Origin of the sequence: Pseudomonas resinovorans NBRC 106553, from assembly GCF_000412695.1 — a bacterium.
GTDB lineage: Bacteria > Pseudomonadota > Gammaproteobacteria > Pseudomonadales > Pseudomonadaceae > Metapseudomonas > Metapseudomonas resinovorans_A.
In genome coordinates, this window is sequence record NC_021499.1 from 2,683,984 (window position 1) to 2,704,956 (window position 20,973).

The following is a 20,973-nucleotide window of genomic DNA, read 5'->3' on the forward strand; positions in this document are numbered from 1 at the left end:
TTTCAGGCCGGTTTAGGTATCAGACCTGCTTCGCGCTCGCCGGCGAGAGTCACCCCTCGCCCTCCGGGAGAGGGGATGGGGGAGAGGGTGGTTTCCGCAGGCAGGGCGATAATTCGTGCTTGGTTGATCGTGCCGGATGTCAATCCGACTGCGGCTCCGCCCATTGGAGCAACCACTCGGCGAAGTGCTTCGCCTTGGGGTCTTGGCTCTGCTTGGGCCACACCACGTAGTACCTGCCCGCCACCAGCGGCTCCTGGCAGGCGATCACCAGGTGGCCTTCGGATACTTCCCGCTCGACGAAGAAGCGCGGCAGCACCGTGACGCCGAGCCCGTGCAGGGCGGCGTCGAGCACGAACTGGAAATGCTCCAGGCGCTGGCCGGGCAGGGCCTCGACTTCCTTGGTCGACAGGCCGGCCGTGTGCAGCCAGAGCTGGGTGGATGATTTGGTCAGGTCGGTGAGGGAGCTGTGGTGCAGCAGCGGATAGCGCAGGATGTCGCGGCGCTCGACGATGGGCCCGAAACGCTCCAGCAGGTCAGGGGTGCACACCGCGACCATCTCCCCGTCCATCAGCAGGCGCGACTCGAACTCCGTCCATTCGCCGTCGCCGTAGAGAATCCCCACGTCATAGCCTTCGTGCCGGTCATAGAGGCGACGCAGGTCGTTCATGATCTCCAGCTCGATCTCGGGGTGTTCCCGGGCGTACGCCTTGAGCTTGGGCAGCAGCCAGCGGGTGGTGAAGGAGGGCTCGGCGCCAACCCGTAGGCGACCGGAATGGCTGCTGCGCACGCGCATGGTGGCGGCTTCCAGCTGGTCCAGCAGCAGGGCGACCTCCTGCACGTATTCGCGGCCCTTGTCGGTCAGTAGCAGACGCTGGCGCACCTTTTCCACCAGGGGGCAGCCGAGCATGTCCTCGAGATTCTTGATCTGCCGGCTCACGGCGCTCTGGGTGAGGCTCAGCTCCTCGGCAGCACGGGTCACGCTCATGTGCCGGGCGAAGGCGGCAAAGCAGCAGAGGGAAATCATGCTGGGGAGCTGTCGGCGCATCTGAGTTCATGACGTTTTGGAATGAATATCTGCAAGATAAATCGATATTCGCACCTGGGCAAGGGCCCTAATCTGCGACCTCGAAGGACCATAGACGGGTAGGCGCATCGCAAGCGGTGCGTAGGCATCAGGGATGCGCCGTACTGCCCTGCGATGTCCGTACCTGACCGGCTGGATGGCTCCATGACTACAACAATGAACGAACAGATGCTCCGCACCGATCTCGCCGCCGCCTACCGGCTGCTTGAGGTCAACGGCTGGAGCGACCAGGTCTTCACCCACATCTCGGTCAGGCTGCCGACGGACGAGCCAGCCTTCCTGATCAACCAGTATGGCCTGCGTCCCGGCGAGGTCTGCGCCTCCAATCTGGTGGCCATCGACGTCAACGGCCGCAAGCTGGACGACAACGCCCCCGAGGTGAACCCCGCCGGTTTCACCGTGCACAGCGCCGTGCACATGAGCCGCCACGACGCCGTGTGCGTGATGCACACCCACACCATGGCCGGCATGGCCGTCGCCGCCATGGAAGAGGGCCTGCTGCCGCTCAACCAGACCAACATGATGTTCTACGACCGCGTGGCCTACTACGACTACGAAGGCGTTCCCCTGGACCTGGAAGTGCGCCAGCGCATCGTCGCCGCCTTGGGCGACAAGCACAGCGCCATCCTGCGTAACCACGGCCTGCTCACCGTCGGCCGCAGCGTCGCCGAAGCCTATTTCCGCATGTACTACCTGGACCAGGCGTGCCGCATTCAGCTGGAAGCCATGAAGACCGGCCGCCCGCTGACCGTCCCGGACCACGACGCCTGCGAGTTCACCGCACGGCAACTGGAGAACGAGCGCTACCACCTGGAAAGCGTCGACCTGGTCTGGAAGGCCGAACTGCGCCGGCTTGACCGCCTGGATGCCACCTTCCGCGCCTGAGCCCATCCGTTCCACCGTGAAATACCCAACCCCTTTGCCAGCGTGCCGGTGCCCCAGCCGGTGCCAGGTCCACTACAACTACAAAAAGGTGTGAGCCCATGAACGAACAACCCGAAGCCGGGGTGGCGCTGCCACAGGCCGGAGGCCTCTTGAGCCAATACAGCCCAGCCCAGTTGCTGCGCTTCCTGATCCCCTCGTTGATCGGCGTGATGCTGTTCCTGGTGCCGATGGAGATCAACGGCAAGAGCAACATCCTGATCGCCTTCCTGATCGACTACATCAACGACGTGGTCAAGCCGCTGATGGTGCCGGTGACCGTTGGCGTCGCCACCATTCCCAGCCTGCTCACCGTGCTGGTCACCTTCAGCTCGCTGAAGAACAACCCCAACCGCTTCGTCCAGCTGTTCAACCCGGGCATGGGCTGGACGATCGTGCGCGTCATCGGCGCCGTGCTGATGGTGATGACCTACTGGAAGATCGGCCCGGAGTGGGTCTGGCATCGCAACACCGGCGGCGTGATGCTCTATGACGTCGGCCCGGTGGTCCTGGCCATCTATTTCCTTTCCGCCGTGCTGCTGCCGCTGCTCACCGACTATGGCCTGATGGAGTTCGTCGGTAGCCTGGTCAGCCGTGGCTTCGAGAAGCTCTTCGGCCTGCCTGGCCGCGCCGCGGTGGACTGCCTGGCCTCCTGGCTGGCCGCCTCCAGCGTCGGCATCATCCTCACCACCCAGCAGTACCGCCAGGGCTTCTACACCAGCCGCGAAGCCTGCGTGATCGCCACCAACTTCTCCATCGTGTCGATCGCCTATTCCTACCTGCTGCTGAAACTGATCGGCATGGAGCACGTGTTCCTGCCCTGGTACGGCGCTGTTGCCGTCACCGGCCTGGTCTGCGCCCTGATCGTGCCCAAGCTGCCGCCCCTGCGTGGCAAGCCCAACGCCTACGACCCGATCGTCGGCAAGCAGCTGCGCACCGACCGCCGCGAAGGTGAAGGCCTGGTGGCCCTGGGCCTGCGCCGCGCCATCGAGCGCGCCGATACCGCGCCGTCGATCCTCACCCAGCTGCGCCATGGCGTGCATGTGAGCCTGGACATCGCCATCTCCGTCTACCCGGCGATGATGGTGATCGGCTGCCTGGGCCTGTCGCTCGTGGAATTCACTCCGCTGTTCAAGTACCTGTCGATGCCGCTGGTGCCCTACATGGAGCTGCTGCAGTTGCCGGAAGCCGAGAAGGCCGCGCCCGCGCTGCTGGCCGGCATGGTCGACAGCATCATGCCGTCGATCCTCGGTGCGTCCATCCAGAGCGAAGTGACTCGCTTCGTCATGGTGGGTGTAGCGGTCAACCAGATCATCTTCTTCACTGAAGCCGCCATCCTGCTGATTCGTGCCGACATTGGCCTGAAACCGCTGGACCTGCTGATGATCTACGTCGTGCGAGTGCTCGTGTCCCTGCCGATCCTCGCCCTGTTCGGCCACCTGATCGTCGGCTGATGCCCCACCGGAGCGCCCCGCGGCGCTCCGGCCCATAACCAGAAAATTCCCTCGCTTCGGATTCGACTGCCATGGACCAACACACCGACTACCGCTCCAGCAACGTGCCCGGCCCGGCCGGCGCCGCCGACCTGGTGCTGACCAACGGCCGCATCTACACGGTGGATGCCGCCAACTACTGGGCCGAAGCGGTGGCTATCCGCGGCGGACGCTTCATCGCTGTCGGCGGCAGTGCCGACATGGATGGTCTGATCGGTCCGCGCACCCAGGTGCTGGACCTCAAGGGCCGCTTCGTGATGCCGGGCCTGTACGACATGCACACCCACCCGGACCTCAAGCTGGCGCCGGGCTATGCGGGCTATCTGGAAGTGGGCCTGGAAGACCCGACGCCGGAACAGGTGCGCCAGGCCATCCTCGACTACGCCGCCGCCCACCCCGGCGATGGCTGGGTCTATGGCCAGTACTTCGTCCGCTACACCTTCAAGCAGGCCGGCCTGGTGCCGGACCGCGCCTGGCTGGACAGCGTCCTGCCGGACCGCCCGGTGGCCATCCTCGACCGCTCCTGGGGCTGCATGATGGTCAACTCCAAGGCCCTGGAGCTGGCCGGCATCGACGCCGAAACCCTCGACCCGCGCCATGGCTACATCGAGCGTGACAGCGTCACCGGAGAGCCCACCGGCATCCTGGTGGACGGCGCCTATGCGCTGATCCATGCCGCCATGCCGCCCACCCCGCAGCACGCGCTCAAGCGCGCCTACCGCGAGGGGGTGTGGTTCCAGAGCGGCCACGGCGTGGTGGGCACCAAGTACGTCCACGTCTGCGAACACCGCCTGAATGCGCTGAAGTCCATCGACCAGGTGGGCGAGCTGTCGGTGCGGGTGGAAGCCGCCATCAGCTGGCAGGACGACATTTTCCCGGTGAAGCGCCGCTGGGAGCTGCTGGCCGGCGAACGGCACTACTACCGCAGCGCGCGGCTGAACGCCAACGCGGTGAAGTTCCACTTCGACGGCACCCACGAATCCCGCTCGTCCTACCTGTCCAGCGCCTGGCCGGGTGACGAAAGCTGGCGCGGCCACCTCAACATGACCCCGGAACACATCACCGACATGGTGGTGGACATGGACCGTCGCGGCATCCGCGTGATCGCCCACTGCACCGGCGACGGCGCTTCCGACCTGTTCCTCGACGCCGTGGCCGAGGCCCGCCGGCGCAACGGCTACAGCGGCGTGCGCCACCAGTGCGCCCACAGCACCACCTTGCTGGACGCCAACCTGCCGCGCTTCGCCGAGCTCAACGTCACCGCCGAGTTCTCCCCGGTGGGCTGGTTCCCATCCTCCTTCGCCTACGCCCGCGCGGTGTTCGGCGAGGACCGCATGCAACGCGCCTACAACTTCAAGGGTGTGCTGGAACACGGCGGCGTGGCGGTGATGGGCACCGACTGGCCGGTCTCCAGCATCAACCCCTGGATCGGCTTCGAAGCCATGGTCACCCGCGAGAACCCTTTCGGCGAGGAGGCGGGCTGCTTCTACGGCCAGCCCATCAGCCTGGAGCAAGCCATCCGCGTGATGACCCTCAACGGTGCCTGGTGCATGGGCATCGAGGACAAGGCCGGGTCCATCGAGGTGGGCAAATCCGCCGACCTCATCGTGCTCGACCGCAACCTGTTCGAGGTGGAGCCCAAGGGCAACATCCACAACGCCCAGGTGCAACTGACCCTGCTGGAAGGCGAGGTGACCTGGGACCGCCACGGCGAGTTCGCCGGCACCGCCCATGCCGCCACCTGGCAGGGCGAGCTGCCGAATTTCTGAAGCCGACCGGGCAGGAGACAGGACCATGAGCAGACAGGCCACCATTCCGGTCACCCTGGTGTCGGGATTTCTCGGCGCCGGCAAGACCACCTTGCTGAACCGCATCCTCACCAGCGACCACGGCTTGCGCATGGCGGTGATGGTCAATGACTTCGGTGCGATCAACATCGACAGCCAGCTGATCGTCAGTCAGACCCAGACCACCCTGAGCCTGGCCAACGGCTGCATCTGCTGCACCGTGGAGAGCGACCTGATCGAACAGCTCGGCCGGATGCTCGACGACCGTGTCAATCGCCCGGAGTACATCATCATCGAGGCGAGCGGGGTGTCCAACCCGAGCAAGATCGCCAATACCCTGCGCTATCCGCAGTTCCGCGAGGCGCTGGCCATCGACAGCATCCTCACGGTGGTGGATGCCGAGCAGTTCGGCGACCTGCAGGGTGAGATGGCGCAGTTGGCCATGGAACAGCTGGATGTGGCGGACATCATCGTCCTGAACAAGACCGACCGGGTCAGCCGCGAGCAACTGGATGCGCTCAAGGCGCGCTGGCTCTACCCCAGCGCCCGCCTGCTGGAATGCGCCCATGGCGACGTGCCCCTGGAGCTGGTACTGGGTGTCGGTCGCCACCAGGCCGGCTGGCGCCTGCGCCCGGTGCCCGCCACGGCGGGCAAGCTGGCGACGGGGCCGGAGGACCACTCGCAACTCTTCGACACCTGGAGCTTCAGCAGCGAGCGACCCTTGTCGCTGAAAGCGCTGCGCGCGGCACTGGCCGCCTTGCCGGTGGAGATCTACCGAGCCAAGGGCGTGTGCCAGATCGCCGAGGCGCCAGGCAAGCGCTGCATCGTCCATGTGGTGGGCAACCGCACTGAGATAAAACCGGAGGACGGTTGGGAGGGTGGGGCGCCTTATACCCAGCTGATCTTCATCGGCCGGCGCGGGTCCATCGATGGGGCGGCGTTGCAGGCATCGTTCGAGGGTTGCCTGGTTTAGGGGGCACCGAGCAAACCCCGGAAATGAAAGAAGGCGCCACAGTGGGCGCCTTCTGCCTTTCAGGGAATGCATACATCGTGATTGCCTGCCTCTGAAGTGCTCCGGGATCAGCTGATACGGTTGGCACCCGTGCGGTCGGCACCACCTTCGGCGACATCGAAGCCTTTGGTGCGATCAGAGCCGCCTTCAGCTACGTCGAAGGCCTTGGTGCGGTCGGAGCCGCCTTCGGCGACATCGAAGCCTTTGGTGCGATCAGAGCCGCCTTCAGCTACGTCGAAGGCCTTGGTGCGGTCGGAACCGCCTTCAGCGACATCGATGCCTTTGGTGCGGTCGGAACCACCTTCGGCGACATCGAAGGCCTTGGTGCGGTCGGAACCACCTTCGGCTACGTCGAAGGCCTTGGTGCGGTCGGAACCGCCTTCGGCTACGTCGAAGCCTTTGGTGCGGTCGGAACCACCTTCGGCTACGTCGAAAGCCTTGGTGCGATCGGAACCACCTTCAGCGACACGCAGCGATTGGGAGCGCTCGGCGCCATTTTCGGCGATGCGGTTGGCACCGGTGCGATCAGCACCGCCTTCGGCGACGCGGTGGATGCTGGTGCGGTCGGAACCACCTTCAGCAACGGTGCCCTGGGGCAGAGCAAAAGCAGTGGCGGACAGGCTGGCGATGAACAGGCTGGCGAGGATTTGCTTTTTCATTTTGGGCACCTTGGTGAAGAGGGGGTTGGAATTCGTCTACGGGGCCCATGTTACTGATGTGATTTCGATGAAGAAGTGATGCTCGATGATGGTTGCCATCGACGTTAATGATAGTTGTATCGTGTCTATATAAAACAAATAGTTAGCCTGTTTTATGGGGCGTAATTACCTGAGATGGAATAGCCTTTTCCTTGGATTGGTATAATCGATAAAGTCGATCAATCTGCGCGATAGACTCGCTGCATCGTTGCCGATCCCGAGTGCTCGACCTGTCGCGATGCCGCTTGGTCCCCTCTGCAGGTGCCGTTCCAGAGCGCTCGTGGCGCTTTCGGCAGGTTGCCGGTAGTCCTGTCGCCAGCGCTGGAATTGAGCGCTTTTCTCCCCAGGCTGCGGGGACTAGGCTATTGGCACTTTTCAGCAAACGGATAGTGCTATGTCCACCGAGATCCATGCCCAGTTCGCCGACGCCCCTCTCTCTGCCATCGAGGCCCGGCTGCTTGGCAGCCTGATCGAGAAGCAGGCGACCACCCCCGAGTCCTACCCGCTGACCCTCAACGCGCTGGTGCTGGCCAGCAACCAGAAGACCAGCCGCGAGCCAGTGATGAACGTCACCCCCGGCCAGGCTGGCCAGGCGCTGCGCAACCTGGAGTCGCGCGGCCTGGTGAAGCTGGTGATGGGCAGTCGCGCCGACCGCTGGGAACAGCGCACCGACAAGGCACTGGAAGTGGTGCAGCCGCAATTGATCCTGATCGGTCTGTTGCTGTTGCGTGGCCCCCAGACCCTCGGCGAGCTGCTGACCCGCAGCAACCGCATGGCCGATTTCGACGACACTGAAGATGTGCGCCATCAGCTGGAACGCCTGGTTGCCCGTGGCCTGGTGGTGCTGATGCCGCGCCAGGGTGGCCAGCGCGAAGACCGCTACATGCACCTGATGGGTGAGCCGGCCGATCTCGAGGCGCTGCTGGAGGCCCGTGCCAGCCAGCCGGAGCGCGGCGACTCCCGTGCCGCGTCCGACAGCCGTCTCGAGGAGCTGGAAGCTCGGATCGTCGACCTGGAAGCGCGGCTGGCGCGTCTGGAGCAGCAGGGCGAGTGAGCCTGGCACGGGGCGGCGGCTGTCCGTCGATGTCGCCCCGACGATTTCCCACTGCGGCGCGACCTGCGATCCTGCACTTACCGTGAAACACCGCCCCTGAGGTATCCATGAAGATCAGCTCGGACTTCGACAGCGGCAACATCGAAGTGATTGATGCCAGCAATCCGCAACAGGTGCTGCTGGCCATGCGCCCGGACCTGAAGAGCCATCACTTCCAGTGGTTCCACTTCAAGGTCGAGGGCCTGACCCCCGGCCAGCGCCATGGCTTCAGCCTGACCAACGCCGGGCAGTCGGCCTATAGCCACGCCTGGACCGGCTACAACGCCGCCGCTTCCTACGATCAGGTGAACTGGTTCCGTGTTCCCAGCAGCTTCGACGAGAAGGGTCTGCATTTCGCCCTGGAACCCACCCACGAGCAGATCTGGTTCGCCTACTTCGAACCCTACAGCCGCGCCCGCCACGACTGGCTGATCAGCGAGGCCCTGGACAAGGCCGACGCCGAGATCGTCGCCATCGGCAAGAGCATCGAGGGTCGCGAGATCCCCCTGCTGCGGATCAGCCGCAACCCCGAGGCACAGCGCAAGGTCTGGATCATCGCCCAGCAGCACCCCGGCGAGCATATGGCCGAGTGGTACATGGAGGGCGTGATCGAGCGCCTGTCGCGCCGCGACGATGGGGAGATGGACGCGCTGCTGGCCAAGGCCGACCTCTACCTGGTGCCGAACATGAACCCGGATGGCGCCTACCGTGGTCACCTGCGCACCAACGCCGCCGGCAAGGACCTCAACCGTGCCTGGCAGTCGGCCGACGACAGCGAGACCCCCGAGGTGTTCTTCGTCCAGCAGCAGATGCGCAAGGTGGGCGTGGACCTGTTCCTCGACATCCACGGCGACGAGGAAATCCCCCACGTGTTCACGGCCGGCTGCGAAGGCAACCCCGGCTACACGCCGCGCCTGGAGGCCCTGGAAAGCGAGTTCCGCCAGCGCCTGGTGGACATGGGCGCCGAGTTCCAGATCGCGTTCGGCTATCCGCGCGACGAGCCGGGCAAGGCCAATACCACCCTGGCCTGCAACGCCGTGGGCATGGCTTTCGACTGCCTGTCGTTCACCATCGAGATGCCGTTCAAGGACCACGACGACAACCCGCACCCGCGCACGGCCTGGAACGGCGAGCGCTCCAAGCGCCTGGGCAAGGATGTGCTGTCGGTGGTGGCGGCCATGGTGGACAAGCTGCGCTGAGTGCGCGGTGACAGAAAAACGGCCCCTGATGGGGCCGTTTTCGTTGGTGGCGCTGAACTACGAATCGATGGGTTTCGCTTCGCTCGCGGAACGCCGCCCGACCCATCCTACGAAAAGCACTGGGCCACCCGTAGGATGGGTTGAGGAACGATACCCATCGGCCATGTCCGGCCGATAGGCTCAAACCCCGCTTTCGTTCTGCAGGTTGGCCTGGGTGATATTGCTGCCTTCCGGCACGCTGCGGGTCAGCCAGACGTTGCCGCCGATGGTCGAGCCCTTGCCGATGGTGATGCGGCCGAGGATGGTGGCGCCGGCGTAGATCACCACTTCGTCTTCCACTATCGGATGGCGCGGCTGGCCCTTCTGCAGGTTGCCTTCCTCATCCGCCGGGAAGCGCTTGGCGCCCAGGGTGACCGCCTGGTAGATGCGTACCCGCTCGCCGATGATGGCCGTCTCGCCGATCACCACGCCCGTACCGTGGTCGATGAAGAAGCTCTTGCCGATGGTGGCGCCGGGGTGGATGTCGATGCCGGTGGCGGAATGGGCGATCTCCGCGATCATCCGCGCCAGCAGCGGCAGGCCGGCCTTGTAGAAGTAATGGGCGAGGCGGTGGTGGATCACCGCATGCACACCCGGATAGCAGATCAGCACCTCGTCCACGCTGCGCGCCGCCGGGTCGCCCTGGAAGGCGGCGAGCACGTCGGTATCCAGCAGGATGCGCAGCTGGGGGAGGGTGGCGGCGAAGCCCTTGACGATCTCGATGGCCTGGCAGGCGATGTCGTCGCCGCTGGCCCCGTTGTGCCGGGCGGCATAGGACAGTTCGCGGCGTACCTCGCCGGCCAGGGCGTTCAGCGCCACGTCCAGGGTATGGCCAACGTAGAAGTCTTCGCTTTCCTCACGCAGGTCGGCCGGGCCGAGGCGCATGGGGAACAGGGCACCGGACAGGGCTTCGATGATGTGCCCGACCGTGACCCGCGAAGGCAGCTCGCGGCCGCCGCGGTCCTGCAGTCGGCCATGCTGGCTGCGCCATTGGGCGCGGGCGTCGCGCAGCTCATTGACGATCTGGTCGAGCTGCCAATTGACCGGCCGGCAGCCGGTGGCGACATAGGGGAGTCTGTTCATTGGGGTACCTGTAAGGCGCGGTCCGGATCGCTATAGCGTGCGGAGAATCACCTGTTCTGCGCAAGAGGTGATTCGCCGGAAATGCCCGTTTCAGTCGGCGGGCAGGGGTTGAACCTGCTTGCGTGGAGCCGTGGTGACGGTACAGCCGACGGAGGCGAGGATGATGCAGAGAATCGCCAGCCATTGCAGCGCCGTCAGGTGCTCGCCGAGGAACAACAGCCCGGAGAGCGCGCCGAACGCCGGCTCGATGCTCATCAGGGTGCCGAAGGTCTGCGCCGGCAGGCGGGTCAGGGCGACCATTTCCAGGGTGTAGGGAATGGCGGTGGAGAGCAGGGCGACCCCCAGGGCCACGGGCAGCAGCTCGGGTCGCAGCAGGTCGGCGCCTGCGTGAACGATGCCCACCGGGGCGATGAAGACGGCCGCCACCAGTACGCCGAGGGCCGCGCCCTGCATGCCGTGGTCGCTGCCGGCGCGAGCGCCGTAGATGATGTAGAGCGCCCAGCAGACACCCGCGCCCAGGGCATAGGCCATGCCGGTCGGGTCCAGATGCGCTTCGGTCTTGCCCAGGGGCAGCAGGAGCCAGAGGCCGAGCGCGGCCAGGCCGATCCAGACGAAGTCGATGGTGCGACGCGACGCGAACAATGCGACGGCCAGCGGCCCGGTGAACTCCAGGGCCACGGCGATCCCCAGCGGGATAGTGCGCAGGGACATGTAGAACAGCAGGTTCATGCCGCCCAGTGCCACGCCGTACATCAGCAGCGCGGGCAGGGACGACTTGCTGATCCGGGCGCGCCAGGGCCGCAGGATCAGCACCAGGAAGATGGCGGCGAACACCAGGCGCAGGGTGGTGGTGCCCTGGGCGCCGATCACCGGGAACAGGGTCTTGGCCAGGGAGGCCCCGCTCTGGATGGAGGCCATGGCGACCAGGAGGACGGAAACGGGCAGTAAGGTGGAAGCGAAGCGACTCGACAGCGACGACATGGGGCGAATCCGGGCGATGGCCAGGGGGCTGGCGCGTTGGAATGGTTATGTGCAACATAATGCGCAAAAGGCAGGGTATGAGCAATATGTTGCCCAAGACAGATGAACGCCCCAATGTCCTCGAGCACGTCTCCGAGAATGTCCGCCGCCTGCGTCGCGCCGCTGGCCTCAGCCAGGAGGCCCTGGCGACCGCTGCGGGGGTCAGCCGGCGCATGCTGGTGGGTATCGAGGGCGGCGATGTAAACGTCAGCCTGGCCACCCTCGACCGCATCGCCGCCGCGCTGGGCGTACTGTTTCCGGACCTGGTCCAGCAGCCCGACCGTCCCGATCGCTCGCGGATCAACGCCGTGGCCTGGGTCGGCAGCAAGCCGGGCAGCCGCGCCACGCTCCTGGCGAGCACGGCGGCGCGGCGCGAGGTGGAACTCTGGAGCTGGTCCCTGGCGCCGGGCGAGCGCTACCGGGCGGAACCGGACGCCGAAGGCTGGCGCGAGATGATCTATGTGATCGAGGGCTGCCTGAGCGTGCACAGCGGTGATGAGTGCAAGCGGGTGGAGGCCGGGGATTTCCTGGTGTTCGGCAGCGACCGCTCCTACGTCTACGCCAACGAGGGCGACGAGCCGGTGCGGTTCATCCGCAACGTACTGACCTGAACCTCAGAAGTAGACCCCGACGTTGACCATCAGCGCCGCCGCCCCCAGCAGCACCACCTCGCCTCCGACCCGGCCGAGCTGCACCCCCAGCGAGGGGATGATGGCCGGCGCTACGTGAAAGCGGTTCAGCGGAATCTTGTCGCGGTAATCGCCCCGGTAGCCTTGCAGGGCACCGGCGGAAATCTTGAAGTAGAAGGGCGTGTCTTCGAAGTTGAAACGCTTGCCGGCATAGACGTATTGGCTGCGCTGGTAGAACGAGTTTTTGAAGGTCGCGCCCCCGATGATCAGGTCGTTTCTGGTGGTGTACTCCAGGCCGATCAGCTCCTGGTGGTTGTTGTGGTCGGGGTCGTGATTGAAGTGTGTGGTGTAGGCGCTGGTCTGCAGGTACCAGTTCCATTCCTCGGCCCAACTGGTCTGGGCGAGCGTTGCGGTCAGCGCCAACGTGAGGACTGTCGGTAGTCGGACGGATTTCATGGGACAGGCGCTCCTCGCCTTCAAGATGCCTCCTTACTATAGAGGCCATCGCGCGCGCAGGAGCGTTTTCGTTGTGGGGGCGAATTCATTCGCCAAGGGCGGCCTGGCTGCCCCTGCAAGGTATCAGGGCGGACGCTCAGTCCTGCGCGTCTTCGTCCTCATCCTCGGCATCGCCGCCGAAGGCATCCAGGCAGCGCAGGGCGTGCTCGGCGTCGCTGCCGGCGAGCTTCCAGCAACCGCTTTCGGCATCGAAGCGCGCGGCCTGCACGGCGGCCTGGGTGAAGCGCCATTCGCGACGGTTGCGGCCGTCCATGCACTCCACACGCAGCAGCTGCGCGTCGGGCTCGCCCGGCTGACCCGCTTCCAGTGCGTCCAGCAGGGACTCGTCCAGGTCGAACTCCCAGGCGTGCAGGTCGTCGATTTCGAGCATGTCGGCGGCCAGCAGGGCGTCCAGCAGGGTTTCGTGGGGCATCGGTGTTCTTCCATCAGGGGGCGGAGGGGCGCGGCATGATAAGACAGGACGCCCCTCATTGCTCGGCCGGGCTCTCCAGGTACTGCTGGTTCTCGTCGCGGATTCGCTTGCCCGCTTCGTCATAGAGGAAGGGCAGGAACATGTAGCGGCAGCCGGCGCTGACTGGCGTGGCCTCGTGCAGCAGTGAGCAGGAGAACACCACGGCGCCGCCGGTGGGGGCGCTGTAGAGACTGTGGCCGAACTCCGGGAAGCGCAGGCAGCCGCCCTCGTATTCGCCGCTGTTGAGGAACAGGGAAACCGCGAAGCGGCGATGGGCGGTGCCCTTGGTGGTGTTGTCGCGATGGGGGCGGAAGTGGCCGCCTTCAGCGGCGTCGTAGCAGGCCACCAGATAGCGCTCCATGCGTGTGGCCTGGAACTGGAAGGCCTTGTGGATTTCCGGTACCAGGCGCGTGGTGATGCGCTGCATGCAAGCCTGGCGCAGCGTTTCGTCCTCCACGGCGCAGTCGCGGCGGCGCTTGTGCTCGTGCTTCTGCATCTGCACCGTCTTGCCATCGCGCTCGACCATGAAGCCCGACTCGCTGCCTCCAAAGCGCTGGTAGTAACCGATCAGCTCCCGGCACAGCTCCGGCTCGAAGATCCGTGGGATCACCAGCACCGGCGCCTGTACCCGGGCGCCGGCCGTAGCGGGGATCGGCTCCTGGGCCCGGAGCAGGGCCAGCAAGGCGTCGACATGGCCTTCGCCACCGGGGGCGATGGGGAGCACGGCGATCACCCGCAGGCGCGGGTCCAGCAGGTAGCTCATCTGGCGGATGGCGCCGTCCGGACGCTGCGCGCCGTAGAGGCCACAGATGCTGCGGTCCATGTCCCAGAAGAAGCGGATGCCCGGCAACAGGTCGCGCAGGCGCTGCTGCTCGCGGTCCCGCGGGTCCACGGTGACGCCGAAGAAGCTCGCCTGGTCGTCGTCGAAATGCTCGCGGCGCGCCAGCAGGTCAGCGAGGACCCGCGAGGCGGTGGGGTCGGCGGAGGAACCGAGAAAACTGAGGACGATGTAGCGCCCGGCAGCGGTGTCGAAGGTGAAGCGCTCGCGGCTGGGTGTGCTGCTGGTGAACCAGGGCACCGCTTCGCCCGGGCCCACGGGTGAGTTGCGCTGGGTCATGATTGCCTCCGGTAGCCTGACCTCAAGCTAGCCGAAATGCCGAACTCCTGCCTTGCCGGGGCGCCGGACGCGGCTTCGCGAGGTCTGAGCGGCACTCTGCCCGCCCCGGATGATCCTCATCAGGGCTTGCGCGGCGCCGCCAGTGTGTCGGCTTCGGCGATGTGGGCCTTGTGCGACTTGCGCTCGTACAGGCATAGCTCGCGGCCACGCTGGTTCTTCATGTGCGGCTGCGGGTAGCGGCCTTCCAGCAGCAGGGCGGTGAGCCCGAGGCGGTCGTCGAACAACACCGGTGCGCCGGCGGGGCGGACATCCTTCAGGCCGCTGGCGGCCTTGCAGGCATTCAGGAGGCGGGCGTCGTGGTCCTTCCAGGCCTGGTCGCCGGAGGCGTTGGCCTGGGCGGCGAAGAGGGTGGCGGCAAGCAGCAGGTAGCGGATATCCAAGGGGTGTTCCTCGCTTTCGGGTTGGCGATCCTGCCATGGACATCCGCGAGCGCCCATCGGTTTCCCGATTCGGCGTCAAATCCCTGTAGGAGCGAGCTTTGCTCGCGAACGGCGTCTCCTCCCGAGTGGAGCCCGCTCCTACGAGGCACTGCTCAATAGTCGTTCTTGCACCCGGTTCCCCAGACCAGGTACTCGATCGTCCTCTCCTGCATCTGGCTGTCCTCGAAGGTCATGCGCGCCGGCCCGATGCCACAGAAGGTGGTCAGGTCGGTCATTTGCACTACCCGTTGGATGTCCAGGCGCATGCCGTACTCGTATTCCGTTACCGGCTGCGTCGCCTGGTCCGTGGTGGCGGCCAGGGTGGCAGTGGAAGCAAGGCTGAGAGTCAAGGCGACGACAAGGGTTTTCATGGTGGATTCTCCTACTGGAGAGGGGGAGGTTGCGGGAAGTCCCGCGCCTACTGACCGTCAGGCAACCTGCGGATGCCAGTGCCGGTGGTCATGCTCGATAGCACCCCATCCCTGCGGATGAGTGCGTGGTAGAGGGCCGCCGCCAGGTGCGCCAGGATGCCGATGAACAGCAGGTACGCCAGTACAGTGTGGGCCAGGCGCAGCGCGGCATAGAGCTGTGCGTCGTGCGGGACGATGGGCGGCAGTAGCAGACGCTCGTGAAGCGCCACCGGGTAACCCCCGGCGGACTGCATCGCCCAGCCCACCAGGGGCAGGGCGATCATCAGCGCGTAGAGCAACAGATGGGACAGCTTGGCCAGGCGTTGCTGCCAGGACGGCATGTCCGCCGGCAGCGGCGGCAGGGGGCGGGCCAGACGCACCGCCAGGCGCACCAGCGCCAGTGCCAGCAGGGCTATCCCCAGGGGCTTGTGCAGGGCCACCAGCGCGTCATGGCGCGGCGACAGGTCGCCCACCATGCTTATGCCGATGAACAGCATGGCCAGCAGCAGGATCGCCATCAGCCAGTGGATGACCCGCAGCAGCGGGGCGAAATGGGTGGGCGCGGTCATGGCCGGACTCCTGTCTCGGGCTGGGGCGCACCTTCGCGGGTGCGGCGGTTGTAGGACACGGCATAGGCGGCCGAGCGCGCCGCGAGGATCGGGTCGCCCGAGGCCTGGATTCCGTCCGGCAGCACCAGCGGGTCGTAATTGATGTCGCGGCAGGCGCCGTTGGCCTGGGCTTCGGCGCTTTCCACCACCAGGGTGCCGGCGTTCACCTGGCGGCGTTCGGCCGGCCACTGGCGGGTGGCGTCGTCGGTGGGGTCGCCGGGTTCGGCCAGGGTCAGCACCAGGCGCCAGCGCAGCGGCCCCTGGGCCAGGCGCTGCTGCAGGTCATGGCTGAGGAAGTCCGGGTCCGTGCCGGCATCTCCCAGGGGCTCGAAGGGCGCCTCCGGCAGCACCGACCAGCGCACGTACCGGGCGTTGCCGGCGGCGTCCACCAGGCGGAAGGCGTTGATGCCGTTGTAGGCGATATTGGCGAAGCTGTTGCTGGGCTTGGCGCCCTGGGCCCACTGGCGGAAGGCCGCGCTTTCCGGGTGGGCGGCGAAGAAGGCCTGCATCTTCGCTGGGTCCGGCTTGCCGGTTGCCGGGTCGGGTCGGCCGGCCAGCACCTGCTCGTAGAAGGCCTCCGGGGTGGCTACCGGCAGCACCGGCGGTGTGTTCATGGCGGTGCGCCATTGCTCGCCGCCCGGCAGCTGGAAGAGCAGCGCCATGCTGCGCACGGGTACGCCGGCATCCGGCGCGTGGGGGTTGCTGCCGCCGATGGCCAGGCGGCCTATGACCGGTACTGTGCCGGGGGCGAACACACTGGCGCGGGACAGCCCGGCAGCCTCGCCGCTGCTTTCGAAGTGCCCGGCAATGCAGATGCCCTTTGCGTGATTCTTGCGGTAGCCGGGGAACTTGCCGGCGTTGGCTTCGAAGGTGTCGATGATTCGTTGCGGGGTCAGGCGTTCGCCGCCGATCCAGCCGGCGGCATAGGCGAAGCCTGCGGCCAGGCCGCCGACGGCCAGGCCGATCAGTGCCAGTCGCGCCGCCAGGTCGATCTCCTTGGGTGGTGCCTTGCTCATGCGATACTCCCGGGCCACATGCCCTTGTCCATGAGCCGGTGAGACGCAGGCCCCGGGGATTTATTCCCGGCCGGGAATAAAATCCCGGCTCGCGCGTCTGCCTGTCGCACCTACGGCAAGAGCAGCACACGACCTGGCTATGAACATGATCGATGACGCGGAACTACGGGAGTTGTTACAGCGGCTGCGGCGCTTCGCCCTGTGGCTGACGCGTAACGCCAGCAGCGCCGACGACCTCGTCCAGGGGACCCTGGAGCGGGCGCTTTCGCGCTGGAGCAGCAAGGGCGAGGGCAACCTGCGGGCCTGGCTGTTTTCCATCCTCTACCGGCAGTTCCTCGACGGCCAGCGCAAGGCCCGGCGCCATGCGCGGTTGCTGGAATTCTTCGGCGGGCGCACGGAGGAAGCGCCGTCCACCGAGGACCTGGTGGTCAACCAGGCCACCCTGGAAGCCTTCTCCCGCCTGCCCGCCGAACAGCGCGCGCTGCTGTTGCTGGTGAGCGTGGAGGGGCTCAGCTACAAGGAGGCCGCACAGGCCCTCGACATACCCATCGGCACCGTGATGTCCCGGCTCTCCCGCGCGCGCAAGGCGCTGCGCGAACTGGCCGAGGGCGAAGTATCCAACCCCCAGCTGCGGGTACTCAAATGAACACATTCCATCCCAGCGAAGATGACCTGCACGCCTACCTCGATGGCCAGCTCGACCCCGAGCAACGCCAGATGGTGGAGGCCTATCTGGCCGCCAACCCCGAGGTGGCGGCCCAGGTGGAGGCCTGGCGGCGGGACGCCCAGTCGCTTCGCGCGGCCTTGGCCAACCCGGCCCTGGCGCCCAATCCACGGCTAGACCCACTGGCCATCCGTGCCGGACTGCGCGCCCGCAAGCAACGCCGCCTGGCCCTGGCCGCTTCCTTCGTGCTGGCGCTCGGCGCTGGCGGCCTGGGCGGCTGGCAGGCGCGGGACATGAGCCTGCTGGCGGCCAACCCACCCATGCAGGACGCCCTGCAGGCCCATCGCCTGTTCGCCGCGAGCCCCGTGGTGGACATCCAGGCGCGCCAGCCCGGCGAACTCCAGGCCTGGCTGGACCAGCGCTTCAGCCACGCCGCGCGCATCCCCGACCTCACGCCCTACGGCTTCAGCCCGGTGGGCGGCCGCTGGCTGGTGACCGAGCAGGGCGCGGCGGCGCTGATGCTGTTCGAAGACGGCCAGGGACAGCGGGTGAGCCTCTACCTGCGCGCGCCCGGCTCCCTCTACCCGACCATGCCCAAGGGCCAGCGCCGCGACGGCGAACTGGAAGCGCGCTACTGGTCACGGGACGGCTACAACTACGCCCTGGTCAGCCGCGAAGGAGACCCGCGCGGCGAGGTGCTGGGCAAGGCGTTGGCGTTCTAGGCGTAGGAGCGATTTCAATCGCGATCAACCTCGCGACGTCGATCCATGCCGTAGGGTGCGCCGCACCCTACCTGCTGGAGGACCGCCGTAGGAGCGAGCTCTGCTCGCGAACGACCCTCATCCCCAGCAACGAAAAAGCCCGCTCGACGCGGGCTTTTGACAGAACACCAGTCCGGTTACTTCTCCTCGGTCTCCACCACCGACGACAAATCCTTGAAGTCCACCGTGAACTGAATGTTGTTATTGACGACCGGATCACCGTTCGGGCGGTCGCGGAAATGGAAGGTCCAGACATCCTGCTTGCCGGTCTTGAGGAAGTCCTCGAATTTGACCCGGATGTTCACGGGGCCGGGACTGGATACCTGGCGATGAATGAACTGGATTTCTTTCCCTGACTTGTACTGCACAACGAATCTGGTTGGCATGCTTCCCTCGGGTGAATGCTCATGGCTGTCGGGAGTCAATCCTAGACAGCGGGCAGGCGTGATTTCAATCCGCCATCTCTGTAGAGGCGAATTCATTTGCTAAACGCTAGACCCAATCGGCAATCCCCAGCACGACCGATCCAAACGCCAAAATCATCCCGTAGGGTGCGCCGAGCGCACCGGGGCACTGTCGTAGGAGCGAGCTCTGCTCGCGATCTGCCTCGCTGCCCCAAATAACGGCCCCTCTTCCAACACGGAAGAGGGACCAAGCCTCACTTCACCCCAGCGGCAACACCTCCATCTTCACCAACAGTCAAAAGTCCCCACCAGACTTTTTCGCATGGGTATACAGGCCAATTGGAGCCCGGAAGGTGATTGATAAGTTGACTCCACATCGCCAGTGAAGCCGCACCGTTGGTAAAAGTCGACCGCGTTCAGCGTTGCTTCAAGGTGCACGTCGGTCAATCCGGCAGCACGAGCCAAGTCCTCAAGATGCGCGATCATGTTCTTTCCTACGCCCCGTTTCATAAATTCGGGAAGGACGAAGAGTGCACCTATCTCTCCCTTCTCGAGATCAATCATGCCTGTGGCGATGGGTCGGCCCTTAATGCATGCCAGATAAAAGTGGCTCTCCACCAGATCTCTGTACCAATTGGAAAGGGGTACGGCAGTCCAGGCTCGAACTTGTTCGGCGGAATACGCAGTGCCGCACTGATGCCGTATCGCTTGCAGACGAATATCGTAGGCAGCTTGGGCATCGCACCGCCAGGCTCGTCGGATCTCCAGCATATTGATTCTCCATTCGTTGGCCATAGCGGACGGAGAATTGAAAAGCCCCGTCCATTTCTGGCGGGGCTTTTGGGTTATACGCTGACTCCTGAATGCGCACGACCTCATGGCCCGCCAGAGGCGGTCATGAAAAGGCACATCATGTTCAGGCGGCAGAAGCGATTCATGGGGGGAATAGTCTCTGTGGTGCCAAGGCTTGTCAATTTGGGCGGAAACGCCGGAGAGTGAAGTCTGCGCGCCCTACCTCACTCCCTCGGCACGTACTGCATCTCCCCATTGCCGAATGACCAGTCCTCGCGGTTCACCTCCACCAGATTGATCCAGATGTCCTCCTTGCGCCGTCCGGTTTTCGCGTGGATGCCATCGGCGATGGCCTGGTAGAGGGCTCGCTTGACCTCGGTGCTCCTGCCGGTGCTCCAGGTGATCTGGATGAACACGATCTGCTCGGAGTAGGTGATGCCCAGGTATCCCGCCGCCGGGTAGACCAGTTCATCCCGGGCGTGGCGGCTGATGACCTGGAACTTGTCGTGCTCGGGCACATTGGCCGTGCTGCGCAGGGCCTCATAGACGACGTCGCCGATCACGGCAGCGGTTTCGGCGGAGGTATCGGCGGCAAGATCGATTCTGACCAAGGGCATGGAGCGCTCCTGCTGGGAGGGTTGGGCGGTTCGATGCGGTGTTCGTCTGCGGATGGTTTCAACCGGGCACCAGTGCCCAGCACCAGCAATCAATAAAGCACGTAAGCCAACGGGCTGCCGCTGATGCCGGTGAATGGGGGTAACGTCTGGAGGGTCAGGTCAGGCTGCTGCTGGAAATCAGGCCTTCGGTCAGCAGCGACACCAACGGCTGCACCAGATGCTGGGTGCGGGTTTCATCACCGATGACCACCACTTCGGTGGTCGGCAGCGCGGGCAGCTTTTCCGAGGGCTCGATGATCCGCATGTCTTCCTGCAGGAAGGACGTACCCAGCGCGGTGATGCCCAGCCCAGCCGCCACGGCGGCTTGTACGCCAATCAGGCTGCTCGCCAGGCAGGCCGACGTCCACTCGCGCCGTACCGAGGCCAGGGCTTCGACCATGACGGCGCGGTAGGCGCAGGGCGGTCGCATCATCACCAGGCGCACCGGGCGCGACGCTTCGATCTGGTAATCCCTGGCGGCCATCCATACCAGCGGTTCGCGCCAGATCATTCTGCCGCGCTGGGCTGTGGCGCTGGTTCTGCGCTTGGCGATCACCACATCCAGCAGCCCTGCCTCGTAGTCGACCAACAGGTCGCTGCCAAGGCCAGTGGTGAGCTCCAGCTGAATGTCCGGGTAAAGCCTGGTGAAGCGTGACAGCAGCTTGGGCAACTGGGTGGGCACGAGGTTTTCGGAGAACCCGAGGCGCAGCACCTTCACCTGCACCGGCTCGCTGAACTCCCGGAGGAAATCGTCGAAGTGCAGGATCATTTTGCGCGCGCCCACCAACAGGCGCTCGCCGTCCGGCGTCAGCGCCAAGGCCCGGCTGGTGCGCTCGAACACCCGTAGGCCAAGGGCCGCTTCCAGGCGGATGATCTTCTGGCTTACCGCTGATTGCGATCGAGAGATCACCTCGGCCGCCGCGGTGAAACTCCCCGTTTCCGCGACCGCCACGAAGGCCCGCAGCAAATCGATTTCCACACCACCGGCTTGCATGATTGATTCGTTATTCAACTAGATGGAATTAAGGTTATGCGTTTGTC

Annotated in this window: 24 protein-coding genes; 9 read left to right on the forward strand and 15 right to left on the reverse strand. The window is 65.4% G+C overall.

Features of this window, described 5'->3' with window-relative positions; all coding sequences use genetic code 11:
- Positions 1 to 139: 139 nt before the first annotated feature.
- Positions 140 to 1,045, reverse strand: a complete 906-nt coding sequence (locus PCA10_RS12075; protein WP_041770229.1) for a LysR substrate-binding domain-containing protein — start codon at positions 1,043 to 1,045, stop codon at positions 140 to 142.
- A 183-nt stretch (positions 1,046 to 1,228) separates the two neighbouring features.
- Between PCA10_RS12075 and PCA10_RS12080 the strand changes: the two genes are divergently transcribed.
- The 4 genes from PCA10_RS12080 to PCA10_RS12095 all read left to right on the forward strand — a co-directional run bounded on the left by PCA10_RS12080 (position 1,229) and on the right by PCA10_RS12095 (position 6,258).
- Positions 1,229 to 1,969 (forward strand): class II aldolase/adducin family protein, encoded by a 741-nt coding sequence (locus PCA10_RS12080; RefSeq protein WP_197539864.1) that lies wholly within the window; start codon positions 1,229 to 1,231, stop codon positions 1,967 to 1,969.
- 98 nt (positions 1,970 to 2,067) lie between these two features.
- A complete protein-coding gene (locus PCA10_RS12085) occupies positions 2,068 to 3,459 on the forward strand; it encodes a YjiH family protein (RefSeq protein ID WP_016492369.1) in 1,392 nt (463 codons plus the stop codon).
- A 71-nt stretch (positions 3,460 to 3,530) separates the two neighbouring features.
- A complete protein-coding gene (locus tag PCA10_RS12090; protein ID WP_016492370.1) occupies positions 3,531 to 5,267 on the forward strand; it encodes an amidohydrolase in 1,737 nt (578 codons plus the stop codon).
- Between the two features lie 25 nt (positions 5,268 to 5,292).
- Complete coding sequence (locus PCA10_RS12095; protein WP_016492371.1) at positions 5,293 to 6,258, forward strand: CobW family GTP-binding protein; 966 nt, start codon at positions 5,293 to 5,295, stop codon at positions 6,256 to 6,258.
- Positions 6,259 to 6,365: 107 nt separating this feature from the next.
- On the opposite strand, the gene PCA10_RS12100 is transcribed toward PCA10_RS12095, so the two are convergent.
- Positions 6,366 to 6,956, reverse strand: coding sequence for a hypothetical protein (locus PCA10_RS12100; protein WP_016492372.1), 591 nt, complete (start codon positions 6,954 to 6,956; stop codon positions 6,366 to 6,368).
- A 433-nt stretch (positions 6,957 to 7,389) separates the two neighbouring features.
- On the opposite strand from PCA10_RS12100, the gene PCA10_RS12105 reads away from it, so the two are divergent.
- Positions 7,390 to 8,049, forward strand: coding sequence for a YceH family protein (locus PCA10_RS12105; protein WP_016492373.1), 660 nt, complete (start codon positions 7,390 to 7,392; stop codon positions 8,047 to 8,049).
- 107 nt (positions 8,050 to 8,156) lie between these two features.
- Positions 8,157 to 9,287, forward strand: a complete 1,131-nt coding sequence (locus PCA10_RS12110) for a M14 family metallopeptidase (protein ID WP_016492374.1) — start codon at positions 8,157 to 8,159, stop codon at positions 9,285 to 9,287.
- A gap of 180 nt (positions 9,288 to 9,467) precedes the next feature.
- On the opposite strand, the gene epsC is transcribed toward PCA10_RS12110, so the two are convergent.
- Positions 9,468 to 10,409, reverse strand: a complete 942-nt coding sequence (gene epsC, locus PCA10_RS12115; RefSeq protein ID WP_016492375.1) for a serine O-acetyltransferase EpsC — start codon at positions 10,407 to 10,409, stop codon at positions 9,468 to 9,470.
- Positions 10,410 to 10,499: 90 nt separating this feature from the next.
- Positions 10,500 to 11,390 (reverse strand): threonine/homoserine exporter RhtA, encoded by an 891-nt coding sequence (gene rhtA / locus PCA10_RS12120; protein WP_041770231.1) that lies wholly within the window; start codon positions 11,388 to 11,390, stop codon positions 10,500 to 10,502.
- 59 nt (positions 11,391 to 11,449) lie between these two features.
- Here rhtA and PCA10_RS12125 point away from each other — a divergent pair, with 59 nt between their 5' ends.
- Positions 11,450 to 12,040 carry a helix-turn-helix domain-containing protein gene (locus PCA10_RS12125; RefSeq protein ID WP_041770682.1) on the forward strand — a complete coding sequence of 197 codons (591 nt, stop codon included), beginning with the start codon at positions 11,450 to 11,452 and terminating at the stop codon, positions 12,038 to 12,040.
- A gap of 3 nt (positions 12,041 to 12,043) precedes the next feature.
- Here PCA10_RS12125 and PCA10_RS12130 read toward each other — a convergent pair whose 3' ends face one another.
- From PCA10_RS12130 to PCA10_RS12160, 7 genes are all read right to left on the reverse strand, one after another.
- The gene (locus tag PCA10_RS12130) at positions 12,044 to 12,514 is read right to left on the reverse strand and encodes a hypothetical protein (protein WP_016492379.1); all 471 of its coding nucleotides are present in this window, start codon (positions 12,512 to 12,514) and stop codon (positions 12,044 to 12,046) included.
- A gap of 136 nt (positions 12,515 to 12,650) precedes the next feature.
- Positions 12,651 to 12,986: a DUF5629 family protein gene (locus PCA10_RS12135; RefSeq protein WP_016492380.1), complete on the reverse strand. Its 336-nt coding sequence runs from the start codon at positions 12,984 to 12,986 to the stop codon at positions 12,651 to 12,653.
- A gap of 55 nt (positions 12,987 to 13,041) precedes the next feature.
- Entirely contained in the window at positions 13,042 to 14,142 is a 1,101-nt protein-coding gene (locus PCA10_RS12140; protein ID WP_016492381.1) for a 2OG-Fe(II) oxygenase, read from the reverse strand.
- A gap of 119 nt (positions 14,143 to 14,261) precedes the next feature.
- Positions 14,262 to 14,582, reverse strand: a complete 321-nt coding sequence (locus tag PCA10_RS12145) for a hypothetical protein (protein ID WP_016492382.1) — start codon at positions 14,580 to 14,582, stop codon at positions 14,262 to 14,264.
- Positions 14,583 to 14,734: 152 nt separating this feature from the next.
- On the reverse strand, positions 14,735 to 14,992 hold the full coding sequence (locus PCA10_RS12150) for a DUF2790 domain-containing protein (RefSeq protein WP_016492383.1): 258 nt from the start codon (positions 14,990 to 14,992) through the stop codon (positions 14,735 to 14,737).
- Between the two features lie 47 nt (positions 14,993 to 15,039).
- Positions 15,040 to 15,600 (reverse strand): cytochrome b, encoded by a 561-nt coding sequence (locus tag PCA10_RS12155; protein WP_016492384.1) that lies wholly within the window; start codon positions 15,598 to 15,600, stop codon positions 15,040 to 15,042.
- Positions 15,597 to 16,655 carry a catalase family peroxidase gene (locus PCA10_RS12160; RefSeq protein WP_016492385.1) on the reverse strand — a complete coding sequence of 353 codons (1,059 nt, stop codon included), beginning with the start codon at positions 16,653 to 16,655 and terminating at the stop codon, positions 15,597 to 15,599. Before PCA10_RS12160 ends, PCA10_RS12155 begins: the two co-directional genes overlap by 4 nt.
- A 139-nt stretch (positions 16,656 to 16,794) precedes the next feature.
- Here PCA10_RS12160 and PCA10_RS12165 point away from each other — a divergent pair, with 139 nt between their 5' ends.
- Both PCA10_RS12165 and PCA10_RS12170 read left to right on the forward strand, forming a co-directional pair.
- Positions 16,795 to 17,301 (forward strand): sigma-70 family RNA polymerase sigma factor, encoded by a 507-nt coding sequence (locus PCA10_RS12165; RefSeq protein ID WP_016492386.1) that lies wholly within the window; start codon positions 16,795 to 16,797, stop codon positions 17,299 to 17,301.
- A complete protein-coding gene (locus PCA10_RS12170) occupies positions 17,298 to 18,041 on the forward strand; it encodes an anti-sigma factor family protein (protein WP_016492387.1) in 744 nt (247 codons plus the stop codon). The genes PCA10_RS12165 and PCA10_RS12170 overlap by 4 nt, the downstream gene beginning before the upstream one ends.
- A gap of 176 nt (positions 18,042 to 18,217) precedes the next feature.
- On the opposite strand, the gene PCA10_RS12175 is transcribed toward PCA10_RS12170, so the two are convergent.
- From PCA10_RS12175 to PCA10_RS12190, 4 genes are all read right to left on the reverse strand, one after another.
- A complete protein-coding gene (locus PCA10_RS12175; RefSeq protein ID WP_144276969.1) occupies positions 18,218 to 18,466 on the reverse strand; it encodes a hypothetical protein in 249 nt (82 codons plus the stop codon).
- A 303-nt stretch (positions 18,467 to 18,769) separates the two neighbouring features.
- Complete coding sequence (locus tag PCA10_RS12180) at positions 18,770 to 19,255, reverse strand: GNAT family N-acetyltransferase (protein WP_016492389.1); 486 nt, start codon at positions 19,253 to 19,255, stop codon at positions 18,770 to 18,772.
- 245 nt (positions 19,256 to 19,500) lie between these two features.
- A complete protein-coding gene (locus tag PCA10_RS12185) occupies positions 19,501 to 19,893 on the reverse strand; it encodes a tautomerase family protein (RefSeq protein WP_016492390.1) in 393 nt (130 codons plus the stop codon).
- Positions 19,894 to 20,047: 154 nt separating this feature from the next.
- Complete coding sequence (locus tag PCA10_RS12190) at positions 20,048 to 20,926, reverse strand: LysR substrate-binding domain-containing protein (protein WP_016492391.1); 879 nt, start codon at positions 20,924 to 20,926, stop codon at positions 20,048 to 20,050.
- Positions 20,927 to 20,973 lie beyond the last annotated feature (47 nt).

Excerpts from the sequence above, each read along its gene's own strand:
- PCA10_RS12100 (WP_016492372.1), bottom strand. The coding sequence starts at position 6,956 with ATGAAAAAGCAAATCCTCGCCAGCCTGTTCATCGCCAGCCTGTCCGCC.
- PCA10_RS12110 (WP_016492374.1), top strand. The coding sequence starts at position 8,157 with ATGAAGATCAGCTCGGACTTCGACAGCGGCAACATCGAAGTGATTGAT.
- PCA10_RS12095 (WP_016492371.1), top strand. The coding sequence starts at position 5,293 with ATGAGCAGACAGGCCACCATTCCGGTCACCCTGGTGTCGGGATTTCTC.
- PCA10_RS12185 (WP_016492390.1), bottom strand. The coding sequence starts at position 19,893 with ATGCCCTTGGTCAGAATCGATCTTGCCGCCGATACCTCCGCCGAAACC.
- PCA10_RS12150 (WP_016492383.1), bottom strand. The coding sequence starts at position 14,992 with ATGAAAACCCTTGTCGTCGCCTTGACTCTCAGCCTTGCTTCCACTGCC.
- PCA10_RS12125 (WP_041770682.1), top strand. The coding sequence starts at position 11,450 with ATGCGCAAAAGGCAGGGTATGAGCAATATGTTGCCCAAGACAGATGAA.
- PCA10_RS12180 (WP_016492389.1), bottom strand. The coding sequence starts at position 19,255 with ATGCTGGAGATCCGACGAGCCTGGCGGTGCGATGCCCAAGCTGCCTAC.
- PCA10_RS12175 (WP_144276969.1), bottom strand. The coding sequence starts at position 18,466 with ATGCCAACCAGATTCGTTGTGCAGTACAAGTCAGGGAAAGAAATCCAG.
- PCA10_RS12190 (WP_016492391.1), bottom strand. The coding sequence starts at position 20,926 with ATGCAAGCCGGTGGTGTGGAAATCGATTTGCTGCGGGCCTTCGTGGCG.
- PCA10_RS12085 (WP_016492369.1), top strand. The coding sequence starts at position 2,068 with ATGAACGAACAACCCGAAGCCGGGGTGGCGCTGCCACAGGCCGGAGGC.
- PCA10_RS12130 (WP_016492379.1), bottom strand. The coding sequence starts at position 12,514 with ATGAAATCCGTCCGACTACCGACAGTCCTCACGTTGGCGCTGACCGCA.
- PCA10_RS12135 (WP_016492380.1), bottom strand. The coding sequence starts at position 12,986 with ATGCCCCACGAAACCCTGCTGGACGCCCTGCTGGCCGCCGACATGCTC.
- epsC (WP_016492375.1), bottom strand. The coding sequence starts at position 10,409 with ATGAACAGACTCCCCTATGTCGCCACCGGCTGCCGGCCGGTCAATTGG.
- PCA10_RS12075 (WP_041770229.1), bottom strand. The coding sequence starts at position 1,045 with ATGCGCCGACAGCTCCCCAGCATGATTTCCCTCTGCTGCTTTGCCGCC.
- PCA10_RS12105 (WP_016492373.1), top strand. The coding sequence starts at position 7,390 with ATGTCCACCGAGATCCATGCCCAGTTCGCCGACGCCCCTCTCTCTGCC.
- PCA10_RS12160 (WP_016492385.1), bottom strand. The coding sequence starts at position 16,655 with ATGAGCAAGGCACCACCCAAGGAGATCGACCTGGCGGCGCGACTGGCA.
- PCA10_RS12170 (WP_016492387.1), top strand. The coding sequence starts at position 17,298 with ATGAACACATTCCATCCCAGCGAAGATGACCTGCACGCCTACCTCGAT.
- PCA10_RS12090 (WP_016492370.1), top strand. The coding sequence starts at position 3,531 with ATGGACCAACACACCGACTACCGCTCCAGCAACGTGCCCGGCCCGGCC.
- PCA10_RS12165 (WP_016492386.1), top strand. The coding sequence starts at position 16,795 with ATGAACATGATCGATGACGCGGAACTACGGGAGTTGTTACAGCGGCTG.
- PCA10_RS12140 (WP_016492381.1), bottom strand. The coding sequence starts at position 14,142 with ATGACCCAGCGCAACTCACCCGTGGGCCCGGGCGAAGCGGTGCCCTGG.
- PCA10_RS12155 (WP_016492384.1), bottom strand. The coding sequence starts at position 15,600 with ATGACCGCGCCCACCCATTTCGCCCCGCTGCTGCGGGTCATCCACTGG.
- PCA10_RS12080 (WP_197539864.1), top strand. The coding sequence starts at position 1,229 with ATGACTACAACAATGAACGAACAGATGCTCCGCACCGATCTCGCCGCC.
- rhtA (WP_041770231.1), bottom strand. The coding sequence starts at position 11,390 with ATGTCGTCGCTGTCGAGTCGCTTCGCTTCCACCTTACTGCCCGTTTCC.